Source organism: Desulfobacter sp. (assembly GCA_028768525.1).
Classification (GTDB): Bacteria; Desulfobacterota; Desulfobacteria; order Desulfobacterales; family Desulfobacteraceae; genus Desulfobacter.
This window is the reverse complement of the sequence record CP054837.1, coordinates 3,631,077-3,653,110: the sequence shown is the minus strand read 5'-3', so window position 1 is coordinate 3,653,110 and position 22,034 is coordinate 3,631,077. Positions and strand designations below refer to the sequence as shown.

At 51.9% G+C, this 22,034-nt stretch carries 21 protein-coding genes; 11 read left to right on the top strand and 10 right to left on the bottom strand.

Going from position 1 to position 22,034, the window contains the following annotated elements; genetic code table 11:
• The first annotated feature begins 149 nt into the window (after positions 1-149).
• The 5 genes from HUN04_16235 to HUN04_16215 are packed head-to-tail and all read left to right on the top strand — an operon-like array spanning position 150 to position 3,409.
• Positions 150-629, top strand: coding sequence for a chemotaxis protein CheD (locus HUN04_16235; GenBank protein ID WDP91161.1), 480 nt, complete (start codon positions 150-152; stop codon positions 627-629).
• Positions 626-1,474, top strand: a complete 849-nt coding sequence (locus tag HUN04_16230; protein WDP91160.1) for an HDOD domain-containing protein — start codon at positions 626-628, stop codon at positions 1,472-1,474. Before HUN04_16235 ends, HUN04_16230 begins: the two co-directional genes overlap by 4 nt.
• A 45-nt stretch (positions 1,475-1,519) precedes the next feature.
• Positions 1,520-1,945: a response regulator gene (locus HUN04_16225; GenBank protein ID WDP91159.1), complete on the top strand. Its 426-nt coding sequence runs from the start codon at positions 1,520-1,522 to the stop codon at positions 1,943-1,945.
• Positions 1,917-2,348, top strand: coding sequence for a chemotaxis protein CheX (locus HUN04_16220; protein ID WDP91158.1), 432 nt, complete (start codon positions 1,917-1,919; stop codon positions 2,346-2,348). The genes HUN04_16225 and HUN04_16220 overlap by 29 nt, the downstream gene beginning before the upstream one ends.
• Positions 2,349-2,365: 17 nt before the next feature.
• Positions 2,366-3,409 (top strand): chemotaxis response regulator protein-glutamate methylesterase, encoded by a 1,044-nt coding sequence (locus HUN04_16215; protein ID WDP91157.1) that lies wholly within the window; start codon positions 2,366-2,368, stop codon positions 3,407-3,409.
• 65 nt (positions 3,410-3,474) lie between these two features.
• On the opposite strand, the gene hisF is transcribed toward HUN04_16215, so the two are convergent.
• From hisF to asnS, 3 genes are read right to left on the bottom strand one after another with little or no spacing between them, the layout of a single operon-like run.
• Positions 3,475-5,061, bottom strand: a complete 1,587-nt coding sequence (hisF, locus tag HUN04_16210; GenBank protein ID WDP91156.1) for an imidazole glycerol phosphate synthase subunit HisF — start codon at positions 5,059-5,061, stop codon at positions 3,475-3,477.
• Positions 5,058-5,933, bottom strand: coding sequence for a hypothetical protein (locus tag HUN04_16205; GenBank protein WDP91155.1), 876 nt, complete (start codon positions 5,931-5,933; stop codon positions 5,058-5,060). Before HUN04_16205 ends, hisF begins: the two co-directional genes overlap by 4 nt.
• Before the next feature lie 2 nt (positions 5,934-5,935).
• On the bottom strand, positions 5,936-7,315 hold the full coding sequence (gene asnS, locus HUN04_16200) for an asparagine--tRNA ligase (GenBank protein ID WDP91154.1): 1,380 nt from the start codon (positions 7,313-7,315) through the stop codon (positions 5,936-5,938).
• A 93-nt stretch (positions 7,316-7,408) separates the two neighbouring features.
• On the opposite strand from asnS, the gene HUN04_16195 reads away from it, so the two are divergent.
• The 3 genes from HUN04_16195 to HUN04_16185 all read left to right on the top strand — a co-directional run bounded on the left by HUN04_16195 (position 7,409) and on the right by HUN04_16185 (position 12,123).
• Positions 7,409-9,910: a TIGR03960 family B12-binding radical SAM protein gene (locus tag HUN04_16195; protein WDP91153.1), complete on the top strand. Its 2,502-nt coding sequence runs from the start codon at positions 7,409-7,411 to the stop codon at positions 9,908-9,910.
• Positions 9,911-9,919: 9 nt separating this feature from the next.
• Positions 9,920-11,485, top strand: a complete 1,566-nt coding sequence (locus HUN04_16190) for an Rne/Rng family ribonuclease (protein WDP91152.1) — start codon at positions 9,920-9,922, stop codon at positions 11,483-11,485.
• A 254-nt stretch (positions 11,486-11,739) separates the two neighbouring features.
• Entirely contained in the window at positions 11,740-12,123 is a 384-nt protein-coding gene (locus HUN04_16185) for a hypothetical protein (GenBank protein WDP91151.1), read from the top strand.
• A 229-nt stretch (positions 12,124-12,352) separates the two neighbouring features.
• On the opposite strand, the gene HUN04_16180 is transcribed toward HUN04_16185, so the two are convergent.
• Both HUN04_16180 and HUN04_16175 read right to left on the bottom strand, forming a co-directional pair.
• Complete coding sequence (locus HUN04_16180; GenBank protein ID WDP91150.1) at positions 12,353-13,009, bottom strand: response regulator transcription factor; 657 nt, start codon at positions 13,007-13,009, stop codon at positions 12,353-12,355.
• Between the two features lie 4 nt (positions 13,010-13,013).
• Entirely contained in the window at positions 13,014-14,486 is a 1,473-nt protein-coding gene (locus tag HUN04_16175) for a sensor histidine kinase (GenBank protein ID WDP91149.1), read from the bottom strand.
• A gap of 398 nt (positions 14,487-14,884) precedes the next feature.
• Here HUN04_16175 and HUN04_16170 point away from each other — a divergent pair, with 398 nt between their 5' ends.
• On the top strand, positions 14,885-15,124 hold the full coding sequence (locus HUN04_16170) for a hypothetical protein (GenBank protein ID WDP91148.1): 240 nt from the start codon (positions 14,885-14,887) through the stop codon (positions 15,122-15,124).
• 832 nt (positions 15,125-15,956) lie between these two features.
• Positions 15,957-16,499 carry a MerR family transcriptional regulator gene (locus HUN04_16165; protein ID WDP91147.1) on the top strand — a complete coding sequence of 181 codons (543 nt, stop codon included), beginning with the start codon at positions 15,957-15,959 and terminating at the stop codon, positions 16,497-16,499.
• A 576-nt stretch (positions 16,500-17,075) separates the two neighbouring features.
• Here HUN04_16165 and HUN04_16160 read toward each other — a convergent pair.
• The 3 genes from HUN04_16160 to tdh form a co-directional block, all read right to left on the bottom strand.
• Positions 17,076-17,315, bottom strand: coding sequence for a hypothetical protein (locus HUN04_16160; protein WDP91146.1), 240 nt, complete (start codon positions 17,313-17,315; stop codon positions 17,076-17,078).
• Between the two features lie 202 nt (positions 17,316-17,517).
• On the bottom strand, positions 17,518-18,741 hold the full coding sequence (locus HUN04_16155; protein WDP91145.1) for an aminotransferase class I/II-fold pyridoxal phosphate-dependent enzyme: 1,224 nt from the start codon (positions 18,739-18,741) through the stop codon (positions 17,518-17,520).
• 17 nt (positions 18,742-18,758) lie between these two features.
• Positions 18,759-19,802 carry an L-threonine 3-dehydrogenase gene (gene tdh, locus HUN04_16150; GenBank protein WDP91144.1) on the bottom strand — a complete coding sequence of 348 codons (1,044 nt, stop codon included), beginning with the start codon at positions 19,800-19,802 and terminating at the stop codon, positions 18,759-18,761.
• 213 nt (positions 19,803-20,015) lie between these two features.
• Between tdh and HUN04_16145 the strand changes: the two genes are divergently transcribed.
• Positions 20,016-20,477 (top strand): AsnC family transcriptional regulator, encoded by a 462-nt coding sequence (locus HUN04_16145; GenBank protein ID WDP91143.1) that lies wholly within the window; start codon positions 20,016-20,018, stop codon positions 20,475-20,477.
• A 75-nt stretch (positions 20,478-20,552) separates the two neighbouring features.
• Here HUN04_16145 and HUN04_16140 read toward each other — a convergent pair whose 3' ends face one another.
• Positions 20,553-21,383: an AraC family transcriptional regulator gene (locus tag HUN04_16140; protein WDP91142.1), complete on the bottom strand. Its 831-nt coding sequence runs from the start codon at positions 21,381-21,383 to the stop codon at positions 20,553-20,555.
• A 30-nt stretch (positions 21,384-21,413) separates the two neighbouring features.
• Positions 21,414-21,779, bottom strand: coding sequence for a cupin domain-containing protein (locus tag HUN04_16135; protein ID WDP93315.1), 366 nt, complete (start codon positions 21,777-21,779; stop codon positions 21,414-21,416).
• Positions 21,780-22,034 lie beyond the last annotated feature (255 nt).

Genomic DNA, 22,034 nt, shown 5'->3' with positions numbered 1-22,034 from the left:
TTTGGAAATCGCTTATGATGATCCAAATTCTTTCATCGCGTATCAGGGAACTCATGGGCACGAAACCAATATCCACACTTGTCGGGCCGTCGTCGTTTTTTGAATTTCCAGGCGCATTTCAGGCACTCACCAGAACAGCTTGAGGCGATATGAAACATATTGTTGGCGTTGCAGATATGAGAACCAGTAATACCCCCGGTGACACCATTATCACCTACTCTTTGGGATCCTGCATCGGCCTGGTCATCTATGACCCGGTGGCCAGGGCCGGGGGCATGCTCCATTACATGCTGCCGGATTCGTCCATCGACCATGCCAAGGCCGAGGCCCGGCCCTTTATGTTCGCCGACACCGGCATCCCCAGGCTGTTCAAGGAAAGCTACACCCTGGGCGCCAAGAAATCCCGGATCAAGGTGTTTGCGGCCGGCGGGGCGGAAATCCTGGACCAGAAAGGGTTCTTCAACATCGGGAACCGCAATTACATGGCCTTGAAAAAAATGCTGTTCAGGAATAATGTGTTGATAGAAAAACAGGCCGTGGGCGGCAATGTCAACCGAACGGTGAGACTTGAAATTGATACGGGCCACATTTATGTAAAAACATCAGGAGTGGGCGAGGAAAGAGTATGACAGCCATTCAGGAACTATTAAAAGAAATTAAAAACCTAAAGCCCATTCCCGCAGTGGTCCACCCCCTGCTGGAAGCGGTGGACGACCCCAATGCCGGCATGGAGGAGATTGCAAAAATCATCCAGTATGACCCGGCCATCACCGCCTCGGTGCTCCGGACCGTCAACTCGGCCTTTTTCGGACTCCGGCATCCGGCGGAATCCATCAAGGACGCCGCCAACCTTCTGGGCACCGACCAGATCATCGACCTGGTCATGCTCAAATCCGGTGCCGGGCTGTTCACCGGCAAACAGGCCGGCTACGACCTGAACCAGGGGGCCATGTGGAAATATTCGGTCTCTTCGGCCCTCATCGCCAAACAGATTGCAACGGAACTTGAAATGCCCAACCGGGGCAGCATTTTCACCGCCGCCCTGCTCAAGGATATCGGCAAAACCGTGCTGGACGGATTTGTCCGGGAGGCCTACGAAAAAATTTCAGGCCTGGTGACCAAGGAAAACCTGAGTTTCATGGAAGCGGAGAAACGGGTCATCGGCGTGGACCATGCGGAACTGGGGGGAATGATCGCCAAAATGTGGAAATTCTCCCCCAAGATGGTGAAAATCATCCGCCACCATCATATCCTGGATGTAAAACTCATTGAAGACAAGGATATTGCGGTGGTCTACATGGCCGACTGCATCTGCATGATGATGGGCATGGGCGTGGGGGCCGACGGCCTGGCCTACCGTTTCCACAAGGAGGCCATGAAGCAGATCGGGCTCTCTGCCGAGGATGTGACCCGGATCATTGCTGAATTTACCTGCAAGATGCAGGAAGTGGAAGAACTATTACAGGTGGTATAACCAAGAGCCATTTACCGCAGAACTAACGGAAAAACAAGGTGAGATATGAGCTTTTCCATCCTGATTGTCGACGACTCTCTGCCCATGCGCGGGGTCCTGAAAAAAACCCTGACCGCCGCCGGATACGGGGCAGGCGGATTTCTTGAAGCGGAAAACGGGGAATCGGCCCTGGCCGTCATGGCCGCCGAACATGTGGATGTGGTGATAACCGATTTCAACATGCCGGTGATGAACGGGCTGGACATGATCCGGGCCATGCAGGCCCGCCCGGAAAATGCCGGCATCCCGGTTGTGGTCATCTCCACCGAGGGCAGCATCGAAAAGGTCAGGGAAATCATGGACCAGGGAGCGGCCCGGTACTTAAAAAAACCATTTTCCCCGGAACAGATCAGGGATCTGCTTGTGGAACTATTGGGAGAACCGAGCGATGAAGAAGCAATTGATGACGCAGGTGACGAATTCGATTTTTGAGGTCATGGAAACCATGTTCTACCGGACCCTGGACGAGATGCCGGATATTGACCCGGACAATCCCCCGGGGGATCCCGGCCGGTTCAAGACCGCTGCGGTCACCTTTTCAGGGGAATTTTCAGGCACCATTTTCATCAGCATCCCCGACGGCCTGCTCCGCACCATGACCGCAGACTTCCTGGGCCAGGACATGGCCGGGCTCACCCCGGACCATGTGGACGGCACCCTGAAAGAAGCCCTGAACATGGTGGCCGGCAGTACGTTGACCCGGGTCAACGAAACCACCTATATGGGCCTGGGCATTCCCCAGATCGTTGCCACCCCCGTCTCGGCGGATGTGGACGAGGCCGCGGTGCTCAACGCCGTTGATGATCTTATCATCGCCCGGGTCAAACTGGACTGATCCGGGGAACTGAATCCTTGAAAGAGACCAACGTCCTCATCGTCGATGACTCGGCCATTGTCCGCAAAGTGCTGTCCAAGGAACTGGGGGCAAAACAGGGGATAAAGGTTGTGGGCACGGCACCGGATCCCTATGTGGCTAGGGACAAGATCGTATACCTGAAACCCGATGTCATCACCCTGGACATTGAAATGCCCCGGATGGACGGCATTACCTTCCTGAAAAAACTCATGGCCTACCACCCCCTGCCCGTCATCATTGTCTCTTCGCTCACGGCCCAGGGCAGTCGCATGGCCCTGGACGCCTTTGCCGCCGGGGCCCTGGAAGTGGTGTCAAAACCGGGATCTGCCTATTCCGTGGGAGAGATGGCCAATGACCTGGCCATGAAAATAAAAAACGTGGCCGGGGCCAGGCTCAAGCCCATACGCCGGGCACCCGGGGATGATACCCAGGGAAACGGCCCGGTTTCCAAGGCCCTGGCCGCCACCACCAATAAGATTATCGCCCTGGGCGCCTCCACCGGCGGTACCGAAGCCATCCGCCGGGTCCTCACCCGGCTGCCGGTCAACTCCCCCGGCGTGGTGGTGGTCCAGCACATGCCGGCCCAGTTTACGGCCCAGTTCGCCCAGCGTCTCAACGGGCTCTGCCGGATCCGGGTCAAGGAGGCCGAGGACGGGGACACCATCACCAACGGCCGGGCCCTCATCGCCCCGGGCAATCTTCACATGCTCCTGCGGCGCAGCGGGGCAAGGTACTATGTGAAGGTCAAAACCGGGCCCATGGTCCACCACCAGCGCCCGGCCGTGGATGTGCTCTTTTCCTCGGTGGCCCAGTATGCCGGGGCCAATGCCCTGGGGATCATCCTGACCGGCATGGGGGCGGACGGCGCCGCCGGTATCCGGGCCATGAAAGCGGCCGGCTCATTCAACATCGCCCAGGATGAAAACTCCTCCGTGGTTTACGGCATGCCCAAGGAAGCCGTAAAAACCGGATGCATTGATCTCAACCTGGATATCGACGCCATCGCCCCGGCCGCCCTCCGCCACATTACCGAACAATAACCCGATTACTGCCAGGCCGCCTACCGCCAGGCGTTTCACTGCCAGGCGGTTTACTGCCGGGCGGTTTACTGCCGGACTTCGATGCCCTTTTCCGCCAGATGTTTTTTCACCGCCTGGATGGGCACCTCTTCCCGGTGGAAGATGCCTGCGGCCAGGGCGGCTTCGGCCTTTGTCTGTTCAAAGACCTCTGAAAAATGGGCCTCGCACCCGGCCCCGGATGAAGCGATCACCGGGATGGTCACGGCATTGCGCACGGCATTGACCAGGTCCAGGTCGAATCCGGAATTGGTCCCGTCCTTGTCAATGCAGTTGAGCAGGATTTCTCCGGCCCCCAGTGCTTCGCAGGCCTTGGCCAGGGCCACGGCATCCAGATCCCGGGCCTCCCGGCCGCCCTTTACCGTGCACTGGTACCAGCAGTAGGCCTCCCCATTGGGACCGGTTTCAGAAGATTTAACCACATGGTGTTTGGGCGCCTCGTCCGGTGAATTCACCCATACCCGCTGGGGATCCACTGAGATGACCACGGCCTGGGCCCCGTAGACCCGGGATATCTCTTCGATGGCCGACTTGCCCGTCTTTTCCCCGGATTCAATATAGGCCTGGGCCACGTATACCGCATCGGAGCCGATGGAGATCTTGTCCGCACCGGACCTGAAATACCGGGCCGCCACATCCAGGGCGGAATAATGTCTGCCGTCGGCATCGGTATATTCCCGGATGCCGCCGCCGATGGTCAGGGGCACGAAAACGTTTTTAGAGGTTTCCTCCAGCACCTGGAGCATGGGCATGTCCTCCAGGGGGAAATCCCTGAATCCGGTGATATTCAAAAAGGTGATCTCGTCGGCCCCCTGCTCGTAGTACTTGCCGGCCAGGGCCACGGGCTTGCCCAGGTTCCTGACGCTGCCCGCCGCCTCCCGGACATCGTATTGGTCGCCCTTGGTGACCACCAGGTCCCCGTTATCGTTGGACCGGACGTCCAGGCAGGCGATGACCCGCTTGGAGAGTCCCCTGGCCGGGATGTCCACCGGCCCTCTGGCCCGAAGGTCCGCGCCGTGGATGAAGTTTTCCAGAAGCTGCATGCCCGCCCGGCCGCTTTTTTCCGGATGGAACTGGGTGCCCATGATATTCCCCTGCTGCACCGCAGACGCATATTCGTAGTCATAGGTGGTAGTGGAGAGGATCACGGACGGATCTTCAGGGGTGATATGGTAGGAGTGGACAAAATAAAATTTGGTCTCCGGTTCCACCCCCTTCAGCAGGGGGGAATCCTGTTTGATATTGATCCCGTTCCAGCCGATGTGGGGTACGGAAAGATCGGTTTTAAACCGCTCCACCCGGCCCTTGAAGAAACCGATGCTCTCCTGGGGAACCAGTTCTTCCTCGCTGCCCTCGAACAGGGCCTGCATGCCCACACAGATCCCCAGGAAGGGACGGTCGGCATTGAGGTACGCCCGGAGGGGGTCCACAAATCCGCGCTCATGGAGGGTGGAGATCATGGAGGAATAGTTGCCCACCCCGGGGAATATCAGTTTATCGGCCTTGAGAATATCTTCGGGGGTCTGAACCATCTTCACACTGCCGCCCATTTTCTCCACGGCGTTGATCAGGCTGCGGACATTGCCGGCCCCGTAATCCAGTACGGTTATTATCATGGAAGTATCCTTTTGTTCTTTTCAGCGTAAATGCCCTGGAGGCGCTCATTAAATGAAATATTTCCAAATCCGGCCGCATCCAGACGCTTCATGGCGTTCTGGATAAACCGGTCCTGGTGGACGATCTTTTTGGGGCTGCCCGTATAGTGGAAGAGGCGGCCCCCGTTTTTCATCACCCGGGCCAATTGTCCGTAAAAGACCCGGCCGTAGAGGTCCCCGGTGGCGGAAGTAAATCGCGGGGGATCATGGATGACGGCATTAAACTCCTGATCCGGCAGGCCGGTGATGATCCGGGTGATATCCCCGTGGTTCAGGGTGATACGGCCGGCCGCCTCCGGGGTGAACCAGTCAAAGGCCCCGGGCTGCAGCCAGGGGTTCTGCTCCCGGATTCGGATCACGGCCGGACTCTTTTCGGAGGAGACAAGGGTACGGGCCCCGGCACGCAGGGCAAAGAGGGCGGAATACCCCAGTCCCCCGCAGGTATCCAGCACCCTGTCCCCGGGCCGCACCACCAGTTCTGTTTTCAGCCGGGCATCTTCCAGGGGATCAATATCCTTGGACCGATGCATTTTCACCCCGTTGATCTCGAGGGTGGGCACGGTATCCGTGGGTACCAGTTTATAATAGCCGTCGGCCCGGACCTCGATGGGGGCGATGGCATTTCCATCCCATCCGAATACCTTGTTTTTATCCCCTGCCACCGGTTCAAGTCCAGCCACCGGCAGCAGGTCATCGCCCAGGACCAGGCAATGGTCCCGGATCTCCCAGGATTTCACGGAAATATTCAGGTCCAGGGAAACCTCAACCAGAGAATTGCCGGCCCGGTCCGCGGCAAGGATCTCTTCCGCGGTCCGGGCATGGAAATAATACATGGCTAAAAATCGATGCTGCCGGGGGTTCTGGGGAAGGGGATGACGTCACGGATATTGGTGATCCCGGTGATCATCATGAGGAACCGCTCGAATCCCAGGCCGAATCCCGCATGGGGCACGGTGCCGAACCGCCGGGAATCCAGGTACCACCAATAGGCATCCTGATCCAGCTTCATCTCATCCATGCGGGCGGTGAGGCGGTCCAGCCGCTCCTCCCTCTGGCTGCCGCCGATGAGCTCACCGATCCGGGGCACCAGCAGGTCCATGGCGGCCACGGTTTTCTCATCTTCGTTCATGCGCATGTAAAAGGGTTTGATCTCCCTGGGGTAATCGGTGAGGTAGACCGGTTTTTTGAAATACTCTTCGGCCAGGAAACGCTCGTGTTCGGACTGGAGGTCGATGCCGTACTTCACCGGGTACTCGAATTTTTTCCCGGATTTTTCCAGGATTTCCACGGCTTCGGTGTAGGTGAGGCGGCCGAATTCCTCGTTGATCAGGGTCTCCCAGAGGGCGGGCAGAGTCTTGTCCACAAATTTACCAAAGAGGTTGAGGTCGGCCTCGCAGTGTTCCATGGCGTGTTTCACAAGAAATTTCACCAATTCCTCGCCGTGGTCCATGTTGCCGGTGAGATCACAGAAGGCCATTTCAGGCTCCAGCATCCAGAATTCCGCCACATGGCGGCTGGTGTTGGAATTCTCCGCCCGGAAGGTGGGGCCGAAGGTGTAGACATCACCCAGGGAGAGGGCAAACATTTCGGCGGAGAGCTGGCCGGAGACGGTGAGGTTGGATTCCTGGCCGAAAAAATCCTTGGCAAACTCCATCTTTCCGGCCTTGGCCACCTCGGCCGGATCCAGGCTGGTGACCCGGAACATCTCCCCGGCGCCCTCGCAGTCGGACCCGGTGATCAACGGGGAGGTCAAATAGCGGAAGCCCCGGTCCCGGTAAAATTGATGGATGGCGTAGGCCATTTCCGACCGGATCCTGAAAGCGGCCCCGTACTTATTGGTCCTGGGCCGCAGATGGGCGATGGATCTCAAAAATTCATCGGAGTGGCGCTTTTTCTGTAAGGGATAATTTTCAGGGGCAATGGAGAATACCTCCACCCCGGTGGCCTGGATTTCCCATTTCTGCCCCTTGCCCGGGGACTCCACCAATTTGCCCTGAACCCCCACGGCGGACCCGGTGGTCAATTTCTGGACCTGGTCCCAGTTGGACAGGTCATTATTGGCAATCACCTGGATATTGGCCAGGCAGGATCCGTCATTGATTTCCAGAAAACAGAACTCCTTGGATTCCCGTTTGGTTCTGACCCAGCCCTTGACCAGCACCTCGCCGGGTGTGGCGTCAAGGTTTAATACAACATCAATTTTCGTTCTTTTCATTGCAATTTCCATATAAAAATTATATACTTATCAACTTTGATCAAAGAGGACCACAAGTGGTTTTAAATTAAAATTTTTTATAAAATCAGTATCATGCATAAAGAAAATTATCAAGATATCCTTGCCCGGGTCCAGACCCCGACCCGGTATGCCGGCACCGAAATCAACGCTGTAAAAAAGGACCATGAAGATGTGGATCTCACATTTGCCCTGGCCTTTCCCGACCTCTATGAGATCGGGACCTCCCATTTCGGCTTACAGATTATTTACTCCATTTTAAACAAGCGGCCGGATATTGCGGCGGAGCGCTTTTTTACCCCGGCAAAGGATTTAGAAGCCCTGATGCGGGAAAAACAGGTCCCCTGCCTCTCCATGGAGACCCGGACCCCCCTGGCCGATTTCGATATCGTCGGGGTGAGCCTGCTCTATGAGCTGAACTTCACCAATATCCTCACCCTCTTTGACCTGTCTGGCATCCCCTTTTACGCCAAAGACCGGGATGACACCTTCCCCGTCATCATTGCCGGGGGGCCCTGCGCCTACAATCCCGAACCCCTGGCCGATTTCTTAGACGCCTTCCTCATCGGGGACGGGGAAGAGGCCTCCCTGGAAATAGCCGACACCCTGATCCGGTTTAAAAAAGAGGGGGACGGGCAAAAGCAGACCCTGCTCAAAGCGCTCTCCAAAATCCAGGGGGTCTATGTCCCCTCCTTTTTCACCCCCCAATGGGATGGGAAAGGGATCCAGACCCTGACCCCGGTTCACGAAGACTACACCCGGGTCAAACGGGCCATTCTTCCGGAACTGACCATGGACAATTTTCCCATTGACCCCATTGTGCCCTATGCCAAGCCGGTCCACGACAGGCTCCGCCTGGAAATCGCCCGGGGCTGCTCAAGGGGATGCCGGTTCTGCCAGGCCGGAATGATATACCGGCCGGTGCGGGAGCGCTCCCTTGAGGACCTGCTGGAGATCACCCGCCAGTCACTGAAGTCCACGGGCTATTCCGATATCTCCCTGCTCTCTTTGAGCACCGGGGATTATTCCGAACTGACCGCCCTGATGCGGGAACTGCTTACCATGAGTGCGGGCCAGTGCAATGCCATCTCCCTGCCCTCCATCCGGGCGGAGCGGCTGACCCCGGAGCTGATGGAATTGATCAAGACGGTACGGAAGACCGGGTTCACCATTGCACCGGAGGCCGGGACCCAGCGGCTGAGGGACATCATCAATAAAAACCTCACCGAAGAGAGCATCGAGGCCACGGTGGAAAATGCCCTGGCCCTGGGCTGGAAAAACATCAAGCTCTACTTCATGATGGGGCTGCCCTTTGAGGAGATGGCCGACATCGACGGGATCGCGTCCCTGTCCAAACGCCTGGCTTCGGCCCATGCCAAGGGCAAAAAGATGATCAACGCCTCCACCACCTGTTTCATCCCCAAGGCCCACACCCCCTTCCAGCGCCACGCCCAGATGACCCTGGAAGAGACAACGGAAAAACTGGCCCACCTCAAGGAGATCATCCGCCACCCCAAGGTCAAGCTAAAATGGCAGGATCCCAAAATGAGCCAGCTTGAAGGGGTATGGGCACGGGGGGACCGGAAACTTTCCGCCCTCCTGGTCAAGGCCTATGAGCTGGGCTGCCGCCTGGACGGCTGGAGCGACCATTTCGACTACAGCCTCTGGGAAGAGGCATTCGAGGCCACGGGCATCGACCCGGAATTTTATACTTCACGGGTCCGGGAACCCGGGGAGCCCCTGCCATGGGACCATATTGACGCGGGCATCTCCGGCCGCTTCCTGGAAAAGGAATTTAAAAAGGCGGAAGAACTGGCCACCACCCCGGACTGCCGGGAAAACGACTGCACCGGCTGCGGGATCTGCGATTTCAAAGAGATCAAACCCGTTCTCCACCGCCTGGAGAACCCGGCCCCGGCTGGGGCAAAGGCTGCCCAGCCCCGCCTGCCCGACGATGCCTTTATCAAATATGATATCAAGTTCTCCAAACTGGGGGATGCACGGCTCTTCGGCCACCTGGAAATGGCCACCATTTTCCAGCGGGCCGTGAAGCGGGCCGGCCTCAATGTCAAATATTCCCAGGGGTTCAACCCCTCCATGCGCATGTCCTTTGAGACCGCCCTGCCACTGGGGATGGAAAGCGAGGAGGAACGGATGTTCATTTACCTGGAAAAAGGTTTGCGGCCCCGGGATATCCAAAAGGCCCTGGATGCCCAGCTCCCCCAGGGGATATCCGTGTTCGACTGCACCCTCCACCTGAAATCCGGCCCCGGTGCCAACGATGCCGTGTCCTATGAAATCCGGTTTTCCAACGGGGGCCCGACACAGGAAGATATAGACCGGTTTATGGCCCTGGATGAATTTATGGTTGAAGATATCAGTAAAAAAGGTAAAATCCGTAAAACGGATCTTCGCAAATCCGTTACGTCCATCAATGGAAGGGCCGGCGGCGGCATTGACATGACGCTCACCAAATATAATGAGCGCACCATAAGACCCACTGAGGTATTGTCCAAGGCATTCGGCATGGACGACGCCGCCATTCAGACGGCCAGAATTAAAAAATTAAAGCAATAGGATATTCCCATGCTGAAAGAGCTTGTTGTAAATTCCGCCCCCCACGAGACCCGGGTCGCCCTGTTGGAAAACGGCACCATTGTGGAAGTCTTCATCGAAAGAAAAGATGAAACCAGTATTGCCGGCAATATATACAAGGGCCGGGTCCAGCGGGTCCTGCCGGGTATGCAGGCCGCCTTTGTGGATATCGGATTTGACCAGGCCGCATTCATCTACGTGGATGATGTGCTGGATACGGCAAGTTTGAAAATCTGCAAAAAATTCGAACAGGACCCGGACACCGAGGACCGGGAGGAAGAAGAGGAGCTGGAATCCGAAGAGATAGAAAAGGGAGACGGCTCCTGGAACCAGAGGAGCGCACCGGAATGCAGCATTGAAGACCTGCTCACCGAAGGCCAGGAGATCATGGTCCAGGTGGCCAAGTCCTCCATCGGCACCAAGGGCCCCCGGGTCACCACCCATATCTCCCTTGCCGGCCGGTACATGGTGCTCATGCCCACGGTGGACCACATCGGCATATCCAAACGGATCACCGACGAAGCCGAACGGAACCGCCTCAAGGAGATGCTGCTCTCCATGCGGAAAACGAATTTCGGGTATATTTTCAGAACCCAGGCCCGGGACATTGACGAGGCCACCCTGAAAAAGGAGATCGAATTCCTCAACAATACCTGGGAAGACATTCTGGAGCGCAGCAACAAGCTTTCGGCAACGGCCCTGGTCTACAAGGACCTCAATGTCACCTTCAGGGCAGTGCGGGACCTGCTGGCCAACGAAGCGGACAAGCTCATCATCGACTCCAAGCAGGAGTACAACCATGTCCAGCGGTTCCTGAAAAAACTCATGCCCGACGTCAACCTTTCGGTGGAACTCTACCAGGACCGGGAGCCCATCTTCGACGCCTATAATATTGAAGGGGACATTGCCCGCTCCCTGAAGAAAAAGGTCTGGCTGAAGTCAGGGGGCTATATTGTCATCGAGCAGACCGAGGCCCTGGTGGCCATTGATGTGAATACGGGCCGGTACGTGGGCAAGCACAATTTTGACGAAACCATCCTCAAGACCAACCTGGAGGCGGTGAAGGAGATTGCCTACCAGGTCCGGCTGCGGAACATCGGCGGCATCATCATCATCGACTTCATCGACATGCGCCGGGAATCCCACAAGGAAAAGGTGATGACCCGGCTCCACGAAGCCATGCGCCGGGACAAGAGCCAGACCAACATCCTGCCCCTCACCGAACTGGGCCTGGTACAGATGACACGGAAGCGGACCCGCCGCAACCTCACCCGCACCCTGTGCGAGCCCTGCTTCTACTGCAACGGCAACGGCCACCTTCTTTCGGGCAAATCCATCTGCCACAAAATATACCGGGACCTGGTCTCCGAGGCCGGGGACATGATGGGCAATAGGTTCACCGTCAAGGTCCACCCGGAGATCGCCCAGCTCCTCCACGGCAGCGAGAAGCACCTGATCTCATCCCTGGAATCCCAGTTTTCAAAACCCATTGCCATCTATCCCGAACCCCATTACCACATTGAGGAGTACCATATCTTCGAGTCCCTGGTGAAATAAAAGGCCCGGGCGGCCCCCAAATAAACCTCTTGCATTTTTCAAAATTTCATACTATCAATGCCCCTATTGAATGAATCACCTTCATAAATTGATTTCTTTTTAGATTCGTCAGAAACGAACTCCAAATGGATGCTGACGCCCTTCCTCCCGGCTGAAATCACGCAGCAAGCCAATAGAAACAGGGCCTGGCCCTGATAAACACGGCCGGATCCGCATCGGCCGATATCAACTATATTCCAAAAGGAGGCGTTATCATGAGGAAGTTTTATTTTGTGGTCTGCACGGCATGCGTACTTTTTTTGTGGCCCATGATGTCATTGGCTGCAGACAAGGATGCCATCAAAAAAAATGTGGACGGCATTGTCAGTGAAATCAACAAAGGAAAAACACCTGCTTCATTTAATTCCAATGATTACAATCCCTATGCCTTTATCATGAAAAAAAACGGCGTCCTGGTGGTCCACCCCTCCCTGGCCGGCCAGAGCCTCAAGAAAAAAGCCCCCCCGGTCTATGAAGCCCTTTTGGGATCAAAATCCACCGGGGTGTGGGTGGATTATGTCTGGAAGGAAAAACAGAAACATTCCTATGTCAAAACCACGGTCAGCGGCCTGATCGTGGGCAGCGGATACTCTGAATAAATATCCGGCCTGGACAAAAAAAGCTGTGCCCGCGGATCGCCGCAGGCACAGCTTTAGTTTTTCCGGTTTCACCAAATGGCACGGTGACGTCAAAGGGATATTGCAAGACACCGGGGCGGGGAGGCCGGTCGCGGCTGTCACAATATGTGGTGATTGGACCGTTTCGCTAAAAGCCATCTTGTTTTTAAAATGTGGTTAACCATATCTCAGCTATTTCTGAGCCGGATCATTAAAGATCAGTTAACCCTTCTTTAACAGCCAGTTTTGTCAAACCAGCTATTGTTCTTGTATTGAGCTTGTTCATTATATTACTCCGGTGGATATCAACAGTGCGCTTGCTTATTTCAAGTTTGTTAGAAATTTCAACGCTTGTATTTCCTTCTGCAATCAGTTGCAAAACGTTAAGCTCCCTGAGTGTTAATTTTTCAACCATGGATTCCGTTTCCTTAATTTCCGGATTCTGAATTGTTTCTATCACAAAATCCAGGACTTCAGAGCACAGATATCTGTCTCCGGAATTCACTTTTTTTATCGCATTGTATAATTCTTCAAACGGACATGATTTTAATATGAAACCGTTTGCCCCTGCTGCCAGCATCCGTTTAACAGAGTATTCATCACACATCATAGACAACGCAATCACATTGGTGTCAGGGTGAGATTTGATTATTTCTTTTGTTGCCTCAACACCGTTGAGATCGGGCATACTAATGTCCATTAACACCAATTTAGGATATAATAAATTTACCAACCTAACTGCATCCAATCCATTATTTGTGTCGCCTACAACTTTGAGATCTGGATGCTGCTCCAAAGCCCTTTTCAGGCTATGTCTTAAGATTTCATGATCATCGACAAGTAAGATTCTAATCTTTTTATCAACCATATTTTTATTTTGAACCTTTCATCGGAGCGATCAGCATCACATGAACCCCTTTGCCAGGCGCAGTGTCTATCTCCATTTCACCACCAAAAGCCTTCAGTCTTTCATTTATGCTGAATAATCCGAACCCTTTTTTATTCTTACCTCCAAATTGTGCGAGATCAAAACCAATACCATCATCTTCAATGCTAACTACATATGAATTCTCAAAAGTTGACAACGTTACCTGTACTTGGTTTGCTGTGGCATGTTTGATGACATTTATGACGATCTCCCGGATTGCTCTGTACATCACTGTTTTGAGGGGTTCTTCAAGAAGAATTGGACCACTAATGTTGTCATTCAATTGTATCTGCGTATTATTTCTTTTCCCAAGATCTGCAACAATCCACTCAATTGCGGCCTTAAGACCCAAATCATATAAAATTGGAGGATTTATCTGGAATGTGAGAGACCGAATATCTGACACCACTTGCTCCAGAGCGGACTCTACAATTTCGAGATCTCGACTTTTTTCGCCAGAAGACTGATTGAAATTTTTCAGCTTAGATAGACTTAATGCTAAAGACTGACTGATACTGTCATGGAGATCCTCGGCTATCAAACGCCGCTCACGCTCTTCTGTGGACACCAATTCTTTTGAAATATTCTTTAGTTGCTGCTCGATTGCATGACGTTCGGCCTTAAAAATCCTAGTCTGGATCCGATTTAGTCTTTGGGTCTTTTCCCTGATTATTTTGTCTCTATTGAGAATCTGCTCGGTGAACTCTTCTTGAATTGCATTCGCATTTTCGATTGTATTTTTTACAATGGGGACACGTGAAATAATCAGATTGAAGATACGTGCGAAAAAGTTATGGTGGGTGAATCGGATGTCAAATTCCCACCTTGCCCGACCCGGATCTCCATATTTTTTGGGCCCCTCCTCTAAATTGCGGCCTTTAACGACCACATTGCTTGCGCCTGCAATCCTGGCATAGGATTCAAAAATACCAATATGCCATGCCAAAGCAAAGTCATTAATGATAACATTTTTTTTATGGATTACCTCTATGACAACATGGCCTTTTGTAAGCTTTCTAATGACATTCTCTTTGGTTCGGTTATACTTTCTATTCTCCTTTGACATTATTTTTAAGAGTGTATAGGGCCCCATAAGTGGTATACCAATTGCTGTTTTTATTATGTGCTGGGCCCGATAACTTGTTTTACCTATTTTATATCCAAGATTTGGATCGAGTACTCTCTTTTGAACACATTCGTACAACCGAATCATAAATTCATTTGAAAACCAGTAAGCGGTGTCGAGCAAGTGAACTTTCGCTACCGGTTCCATGAAACCTGTTTTCAGATTCTCAACAAGAAAGGGGCAATCTCGGTGAACATCTTCCAATATCTCTTCGATGCTGACGGCGCTATGATATTGATTCAAAAATTTTACGACCCAAAATGTATTCAAGGCAGACACCTGTTTTTTCATGTTGGTTCGTCTTTGCTTTTCTTTGAATAAGATTGAATCAGAAGGCTGTATGAGCATTTTTAACCTTGAACGTTTTAAGAAGCGCTAGTTTTATTAAAATCAAATTTTCATTTCTTTATTATGCGCCGTAACTCACTGTCAATTGCATTTTACGCTTACCAGCCAGAAGCCGATAGGTATGAATATTTTAAAGTTTAGGTATATACACCTATATACAAAACAGAATGGATTGATTAGTCAATATTTTCGAATAATAAAAACCTCAATCAAACTACAGCAAAGGGCGACCGTGGTAGGCGGATTGAACCAATGCCGATATATTCGAAACAACCATCATCCCACGAATGCTGGGGTAAGAAAACCGGCTTAGCTATTGAAAACAATAAAAAAGAGAAACCATGCTTGATTGTAAATACGCCGCGGAAAATAAAAAAATCATAAAAAGCAGTTCTGACAATAGCTTTTTCACTGGCCGGCTTGAAAGAAGGCAATTCTGCAAATTAGATGGTTCTCCCTTCCCGTTTGGATCTGGCTTAAAGGAGCTGCCTTGTAAAGGAATTGTTAACTCTCCAGAATGTTTTCTGAATAAAGAATTCACACAAAGATCTCCATGGAAGCAACAATGGCAAAAAGAATAAGAGAGTATGAACTCATAGGGTCATGTGGCCACGCATTTGAAGAGATTATTAAAATTAAAAAGGATCCCAATGACCCGGAGCAAAGTAAGTATCCATGGAAAATAATCGACAGAACAGAATATTGTAACGCCTCGGGCAGCAAGTATCGCAAAAAAAAGATGTGCCAAGAAGAAAACAAGCTTTTGCCATGTTGTGGAAACCCGGCCTCATCAGAGTGTTGCGTGAGCCTATAAATAAATCATCCACCACAGTGCCATCTGAATCTTCCGGACAGATTTCACCTAACCAACCCGGACAAAAGTTGGGATTTCTGAGGGGGGATCAGATTGCTTTTCGGTGGGTGGTGGAATACTTAAATGTCCTTCCTTTCTGCAAGGCGGTTTAATCCCAGATTCTGCATTTGGTTTCAGATACAGAATCTGGAATTAGTGAAGCCTTTTTGATTCTGAAAATATTCTTTAATCCCCCCAAAAAAACAATTGACCCGTCTATAACTTTACAGTTTACATTGACTCTCAGTTGGTAATTCTGGCCAGAATACCATTGGAACTTGGAAACAAAATATTATTATAGGAAGAAAGGGATACAAATGAGTAACGTAACTGTAGAACAATGGAAAGAAATGTTTCGCCGGATTGGGTTAGCTGAATCGGATATGGACAAATGGCACCAGGTATTCGAGCAGACTAACCCTGAAGGCCATCAGAGTTTTCTCGAATGGATTAGGCCCGGCGATTCTGAATGGATCGCTAGGGTTAGGAGTGGCAGTAAATAATACTGTTTGAAATCATAGCCCCCCGGTTAAGTGCCGGGGGGAATAACGGAATGAATAATGAAATATTCTATATCAAAACTGGCCAAAGAGTTTGGTCTTTCGAGAAGTACTTTGCTGTATTATGATTCCATCGGTTTGCTTAGCCCTGATAAACGAACCACTAGCGATTACCGAATCTATACAGATAAACATTATGAGAAACTGAAACAGATATGCCTGCTACGAAGTACCGGTTTATCACTTAAAAAAATTACGGAGATCCTCAAGCAAGGCAAATCCCATCGTGGCGAGCTGCTTAGGCAAAGACTTAATTCAATAAACGATGAGATTAATCAACTGCGAACTCAGCAGAAGATAATAGTTGGTCTTTTGGCTAACACGAAACTGCTCAAAGATACCAAGGTGGTTACCAAGGACATGTGGGTAAATTTCCTACGTGCCGCCGGGTTGGATGATAAGGGGATGTGGAAATGGCATATGCAATTTGAAGCAACCGCACCACAGGCCCATCAGGATTTTTTGGAAGCGCTCGGTTTATGTAAGAATGAAATAAAAAAAATCAGGGCGATGTCAAGTATGGAAGGTGAGGATCTATTTTAACCTTCATAATCCAAGATGATAGGCGCCCGTTTTTTTTTAAGAAGATATACGGGACAAGAGATTCTAAACATTTGAACCCTCTGAAAAAATTTCAAATTTCCTTGTCATTCCGGCAATAGACAGGATACTCTCCAATAATGCTGCAGCCGTTCGGGCTTGAATCAATTAGGCGTCTCTGCTGGTACATTTGGCTGCAAAAGAATCTCTGACCATAGGATACCCCAACGTACACAAATGAAAAAATATTTATGGGATAGGGAGATAATACCAAATATACTGATGTTGTGCTTTGGGCTGATTATCTTAGTTTCTTTTACCTATAAAGATTGGCTTGCATTTTATTTTTATTAACAAGGCGGTTTCTGTATATGGAATCGTCGATAAAGCACCTGCTGGTGGCAGATCTGGTTTTGGGGGCAGACCGATAGTTCAGTATGAAGACACTCAAGGAAAAATTCATTTTATAAAAAGCAAGGTGAAGACTCATTTGATCATGGCACCCGAAAAAGGTGAAAAAATTAAGGTGCTTTTTTTAAAAGAAAGTCCCGAAACAGCTATCGTCAGCAGCAATTTCCATCACATTTTTTTACCTTTGATTTTCATTGTCATTGGCGTAGTTGTCATTTTTTCTGCATTAAAAAATTGCAGGGACAAGAACATTTTTCGCTGAACAAAAAAATAGATATTGTATAAAAACGCCCAACCTGAACCAGCCAATACATTATGTGATCCATAGCCATTGAGCATGAGTTGAACCCTGGAAATCTGCACTGAGGGCCGGGCAGGCCGGAAAAAGGCATCAGGCGGTTTTTTCATAGAATCTCTTATTCCGCAGAAGGACAAAATTCGTTTTGTCTGAGGACGAAGGACGAGTTTAACGGATTTTGATGGAGCGGGATTAGAGATTCATGGAAAAAGCGGCAGCCGTTTCCGGGTTGTCCGCCCCGGTGTTCCAAGCTGCCGCCTTTTCCCGATCTCTTATCCTGCCAATGGGGCATGACAGGCGTAGTTCACACTTTTATTTGAATTTTGCAATCAGGTTCAGCACCCGGTCGATATCCGCCTCGGTATGGCAGGCGTTGATCTGGAACCGGATGGTCTCATCCCCCTTGGGCACCACCGGGAAGGTGAGGCCCACCACCAGCACCCCGTTGTCGTAGAGGTACTTCACCAGTTCGTGGGTTTTGGCCGTGTCCCGGACCATCAGGGGCACCACGGGATGGGGGCCGGGGATGGACTCCAGGCCGAGATCGTCCAGGCCCTTCCGGAACCGGGCGGTGACCCGGCCCAGGTGGGCCAGCCGTTCCAGGCCCTCGTCGCTGTCGCAGATGTCTATGGCTGCCGTGGCTGCGGCGCAGTCCGCCGCACTCAGGGGGTTGGTGTAAATATAGGTGTCCGCCTTCTGGCGCACCGCTTCGATCACGGTGTCGCTGGCGGCGATGAAGCCGCCGTTCACCCCGAAGGCCTTGCCGAAGGTGCCCACAACGATATCGGGCCAGGCGCCGGCATATTCGGGGGTGCCCCGGCCGGTGGCCCCGTAGGCCCCGATGCCGTGGGAATCGTCCACCACGGTGATCACCCCGTCCTTGAACTTGTGATCATAGGCCCTGCAGATCTCCACAATCTCTGAAATGGGGGCATAGTCCCCCCGCATGGAAAAAATGCCGTCGAAAACCACCACCACCCGCTCCATCTCAGGGGAAACCTCTTCCAGGCAGCGTTTCAGGTCCGCCATGTCGTTGTGCTTGAAAATCCCCTTGTTGGGGCTGGGGATATTGGTAATCCGCATGGCCCGGATAATGGAATTATGGTTGAGCTGGTCCCCGATCCAATGGGTCTTTTTATTGGAAATGGAGAGGGCCAGCCCGCAGTTGGAGGTATAGGCGGAGTTAAAAATCTTGGCCCCGGGCTTGCCCACAAAATCGGCGATCCGCTCCTCCAGCCGGGCGTGGGGGCCGAAGGTGCCGTCGATGAAACGCACCGCGCCCGGTCCCACCCCGAATGCCGCCGTGGCCTCGTCCGCCGCCTTCATCACCCCGGGGTGGAAGGAAAGGGAAAGGTAGGAGTTGGAGTTCAGGCGGATAAATTCATTATCGCTGCCCTCAAGGCGGTACCGGGGGCCGAACGCCCCCTTTGGCGGGATATATTCTGTGATGACCCGTTCCGGGATTTTGGCCCGTCCCTCTTCCTTCAGACCATTGATTTCTTCTGCCAGACTGATATCGAGTTTATCCAATGACATGATATTTTTCCTTATATTTATTCCATTTCAGCCCAATCAAGCACCACCTTGCCGGAATTTCCGGACCGCATGGCCTCAAACCCCTTTTCAAACTCGGTGTAATGGAATCTGTGGGTGATCAGGGGACTGATGTCCAGGCCGGTCTGGATCATGGTGGTCATCTTGTACCAGGTTTCATACATTTCCCTGCCGTAGATCCCCTTGATGGTGAGCATATTGAACACCACCTTGTTCCAGTCGATGGGGGTGGATTCGGGCATGATGCCCAGCATGGCGATCTTGCCGCCGTGGCACATATTGTCCAGGATATCATTGAGGGCGGAAGGATTGCCGGACATTTCCATGGCCACGTCAAAGCCTTCTTTCATGCCCAGCTTGGCCTGAACATCCTTGAGTTTTTCCTTTGACACATCCACGGCAAGGGTGGCGCCGGCCTTTTTGGCCAGGTCCAGCCGGTAGGGGTTGATGTCGGTGACCACCACGTGGCGGGCGCCGGCATGGCGGGCAATGCCGGCGGCCATGCAGCCGATGGGGCCGGCGCCGGTGATAAGCACGTCCTCCCCCAGCACGTCAAATGAAAGGGCCGTATGGGTGGCGTTCCCTAATGGATCAAAACAGGCCAGGACATCCAGGGGGATGGACGGGTCGCAATACCAGACATTGGTGACGGGGATGGCCAGGTATTCGGCATAGGCCCCGGGGCGGTTCACCCCCACCCCCTTGGTGTTCTTGCACAGATGGCGCCGGCCGGCCAGGCAGTTGCGGCAGTGGCCGCAGACCAGGTGGCCTTCGCCGGAGACCAGGTCGCCGGGCTTGAAATCCGTGACATGGGAGCCCACGGCGGCCACAGTACCCACAAATTCGTGGCCCACATGCATGGGCACGGGGATGGTCTGCTGGGACCAGGCATCCCAATTATAGATGTGGACATCGGTGCCGCAGATGGCGGTTTTCAAAATTTTTATGAGGACTTCGTTATGTGAAATCTCCGGAACCGGTACGTCCTGAAGGACCAAACCGGGCTCCGGCGCCGCTTTTACAAGGGCTTTCATGGTTTTCATATCAACCTCCGTAAACAGGTTTTATATTTGCATGATTCCATCCTGCACCGGAGATAAATAAATGTCAATCATTTTAATTTAAATTCCATAAAATTGATGCATTATTTTCCATAAAACATAATTTTTAAAAATTTAATTCCATATTATTGATTTTTACCCAGACTCGCCCTATACTGATTTCTAAAAATTAATGATCAAATTTGGAGAAGAACCATGGCCTCACCCAACGGCACCATTGATGAACTTGATACCCAGATCATCCTGGCCCTGCAAAAGGACGCCCGCACCCCTTATAAATCCATCGCAAAAGAACTGGGGGTATCCGAAGGCACCATCAGCAACCGGGTGAACCGGATGACCAAACAAGGGGTTTTAAAGCTGGAGGCCCGGGTCAATCCCTTTGCCATGTCCAACAAGGTGGCGGCCCTGCTGGGCATCAACCTCAAACACCGGACCCACGCCAAAGCCATCAAAAAAATCAAGGAACTGCCCAACGTGAACGCCGTCTGGGTCACCACCGGGAAATACGATATTTTTGTGGAAGTCATGGCAGACTCCATCAACGACCTCAATGACTTTCTCTTTGACCGGGGCTTCAACCACATCGAAGAGATCGAAGTCACCGAAACCCACATCATGCTCCAGTCAGACACCAAATTTTTCAAGCTGGACTGATGCCAACAGATGCAACGGCGGCGCAAAACAGTGGATCTTTCACCACCTGCAACGCCGGGGCATTATTCGGATCCCTTATTTCAGGGCATTGGTTTTCTGATATTTTCCGGGCGAAACCCCGACCGTTTTTTTGAATATTCTTGAGAAATGGCTTTGATCGAAAAATCCCAATCGGCAGGCCACATCCACAATGCGCTGCCTCTCCAGCAGCTTTCTGGATTCGCGAATCTTTAAACCGGTTAAATATTCCTGCGGGGTGATGCCCACGGTCTTTTTGAATTCCCTTTGAAAATGAAACGGGCTTAAACAGGCGATCCCGGCCATCTCTTTTAGGGACGGGTTCCCATCATAATGCTGATGGATATAATCACAGGCCCGTTTTATCGATTCCTTCTGTTCCCCCGGGGCATGCACCCGGGGCGGTTGCTGGGAAAAATTCAATACCAGATAGTAAAGGCAGGAATACACCTGGGTTTCGATCCGGATATCCCAACCGGGCATCTCCAGCATTTCAAACATGCGCCGCATTCGGGCAGATAATTTTTCATCATCACAGCAAATTGGCTTAAAAAAGGGCGCCGGCTCCCCTCTTTCAGAAATCTGGGAGGCAATGGCCCCCATGGCGTCTTCGGAGACGCTCAGAATCCTGTATGAGTGACTGCCCTCTTCTCCGGACCGGCAGGCATGCATCTGGTTCGGATTCAGGATAAACACGTCGCGTTCTGACACCCGGGCTATTCCCCCGGCATGGGAGATGATCCGTTTGCCCTCATCAACGATGCCGAAGATATATGACTGGTGGACATGGCGACGGAAGACATTGTCAATCTGCCTGCCGTATAATACGGTAACGCCGTGGATAAAAGGAAGATGAAATTGTTTGATGCGCGGGTTTTGATTTTTCATTTCACCTTCCTTTTGTCCGGCCCGGCCCTGCTAAATCAAGGCGGGAAAGAATTTAGCCAGCAGGATCAGCCCGTTTTCCCCCGCCAGCACCATATGATCTTCCCCCTTCGGAATCAAGGCAATTTTGCCCGGATGGTAATCATGTTCCTGACCGGCTATACCGTAGATACCGCTTCCGTCAAGGACTTCATGCAGTTCCACCTGGTCTTTGTGGCAATGGGTCTTCAGGCACTGGTTCGGATCGATTTTAACGATATGCGAACTGAAAATCCCACAGGTTTCATCTCCTTTGATAAGGTGTTTTAGATAAACCCCATCGAATTGAGGGTGTTTTAACCAGGGCACATCGGCGATATTAACCTGCCCGGCAACATAGTGGACCGTTCCATTGGCCATCTTTAACGCTAGGGTTTGGGGATACATTTTAAATTCCTCCTGTTTACATCATTTTAGGCTTTCGGATGCAAAGCATATCCAATGGGCCCGGTAAAAAATTGTATAATCTTGCTCATCTTAAAAGTTGGGGCAAGGTTAACAGTACACGTTGAAAAAAGGCCCCAATAACGCTATAAGGGCAGCTTGTTTTTACCCATCGACGGTTTGCTTCGGACAGCCATGTATACTGACAGAAGGTATGGACCGTTTTTAAAG

Coding starts and splice junctions, on each gene's coding strand:
- HUN04_16225 (WDP91159.1), top strand. CDS start 1,520: ATGAGCTTTTCCATCCTGATTGTCGACGACTCTCTGCCCATGCGCGGG.
- HUN04_16170 (WDP91148.1), top strand. CDS start 14,885: ATGCTTGATTGTAAATACGCCGCGGAAAATAAAAAAATCATAAAAAGC.
- hisF (WDP91156.1), bottom strand. CDS start 5,061: ATGATAATAACCGTACTGGATTACGGGGCCGGCAATGTCCGCAGCCTG.
- asnS (WDP91154.1), bottom strand. CDS start 7,315: ATGAAAAGAACGAAAATTGATGTTGTATTAAACCTTGACGCCACACCC.
- HUN04_16220 (WDP91158.1), top strand. CDS start 1,917: ATGACGCAGGTGACGAATTCGATTTTTGAGGTCATGGAAACCATGTTC.
- HUN04_16140 (WDP91142.1), bottom strand. CDS start 21,383: ATGAAAAATCAAAACCCGCGCATCAAACAATTTCATCTTCCTTTTATC.
- HUN04_16160 (WDP91146.1), bottom strand. CDS start 17,315: ATGAAAAAACCGCCTGATGCCTTTTTCCGGCCTGCCCGGCCCTCAGTG.
- HUN04_16180 (WDP91150.1), bottom strand. CDS start 13,009: ATGGTTGATAAAAAGATTAGAATCTTACTTGTCGATGATCATGAAATC.
- HUN04_16175 (WDP91149.1), bottom strand. CDS start 14,486: ATGAAAAAACAGGTGTCTGCCTTGAATACATTTTGGGTCGTAAAATTT.
- HUN04_16155 (WDP91145.1), bottom strand. CDS start 18,741: ATGTCATTGGATAAACTCGATATCAGTCTGGCAGAAGAAATCAATGGT.
- HUN04_16145 (WDP91143.1), top strand. CDS start 20,016: ATGGCCTCACCCAACGGCACCATTGATGAACTTGATACCCAGATCATC.
- HUN04_16235 (WDP91161.1), top strand. CDS start 150: ATGAAACATATTGTTGGCGTTGCAGATATGAGAACCAGTAATACCCCC.
- HUN04_16205 (WDP91155.1), bottom strand. CDS start 5,933: ATGTATTATTTCCATGCCCGGACCGCGGAAGAGATCCTTGCCGCGGAC.
- tdh (WDP91144.1), bottom strand. CDS start 19,802: ATGAAAACCATGAAAGCCCTTGTAAAAGCGGCGCCGGAGCCCGGTTTG.
- HUN04_16195 (WDP91153.1), top strand. CDS start 7,409: ATGCATAAAGAAAATTATCAAGATATCCTTGCCCGGGTCCAGACCCCG.
- HUN04_16135 (WDP93315.1), bottom strand. CDS start 21,779: ATGGCCAATGGAACGGTCCACTATGTTGCCGGGCAGGTTAATATCGCC.
- HUN04_16185 (WDP91151.1), top strand. CDS start 11,740: ATGAGGAAGTTTTATTTTGTGGTCTGCACGGCATGCGTACTTTTTTTG.
- HUN04_16230 (WDP91160.1), top strand. CDS start 626: ATGACAGCCATTCAGGAACTATTAAAAGAAATTAAAAACCTAAAGCCC.
- HUN04_16165 (WDP91147.1), top strand. CDS start 15,957: ATGAAATATTCTATATCAAAACTGGCCAAAGAGTTTGGTCTTTCGAGA.
- HUN04_16190 (WDP91152.1), top strand. CDS start 9,920: ATGCTGAAAGAGCTTGTTGTAAATTCCGCCCCCCACGAGACCCGGGTC.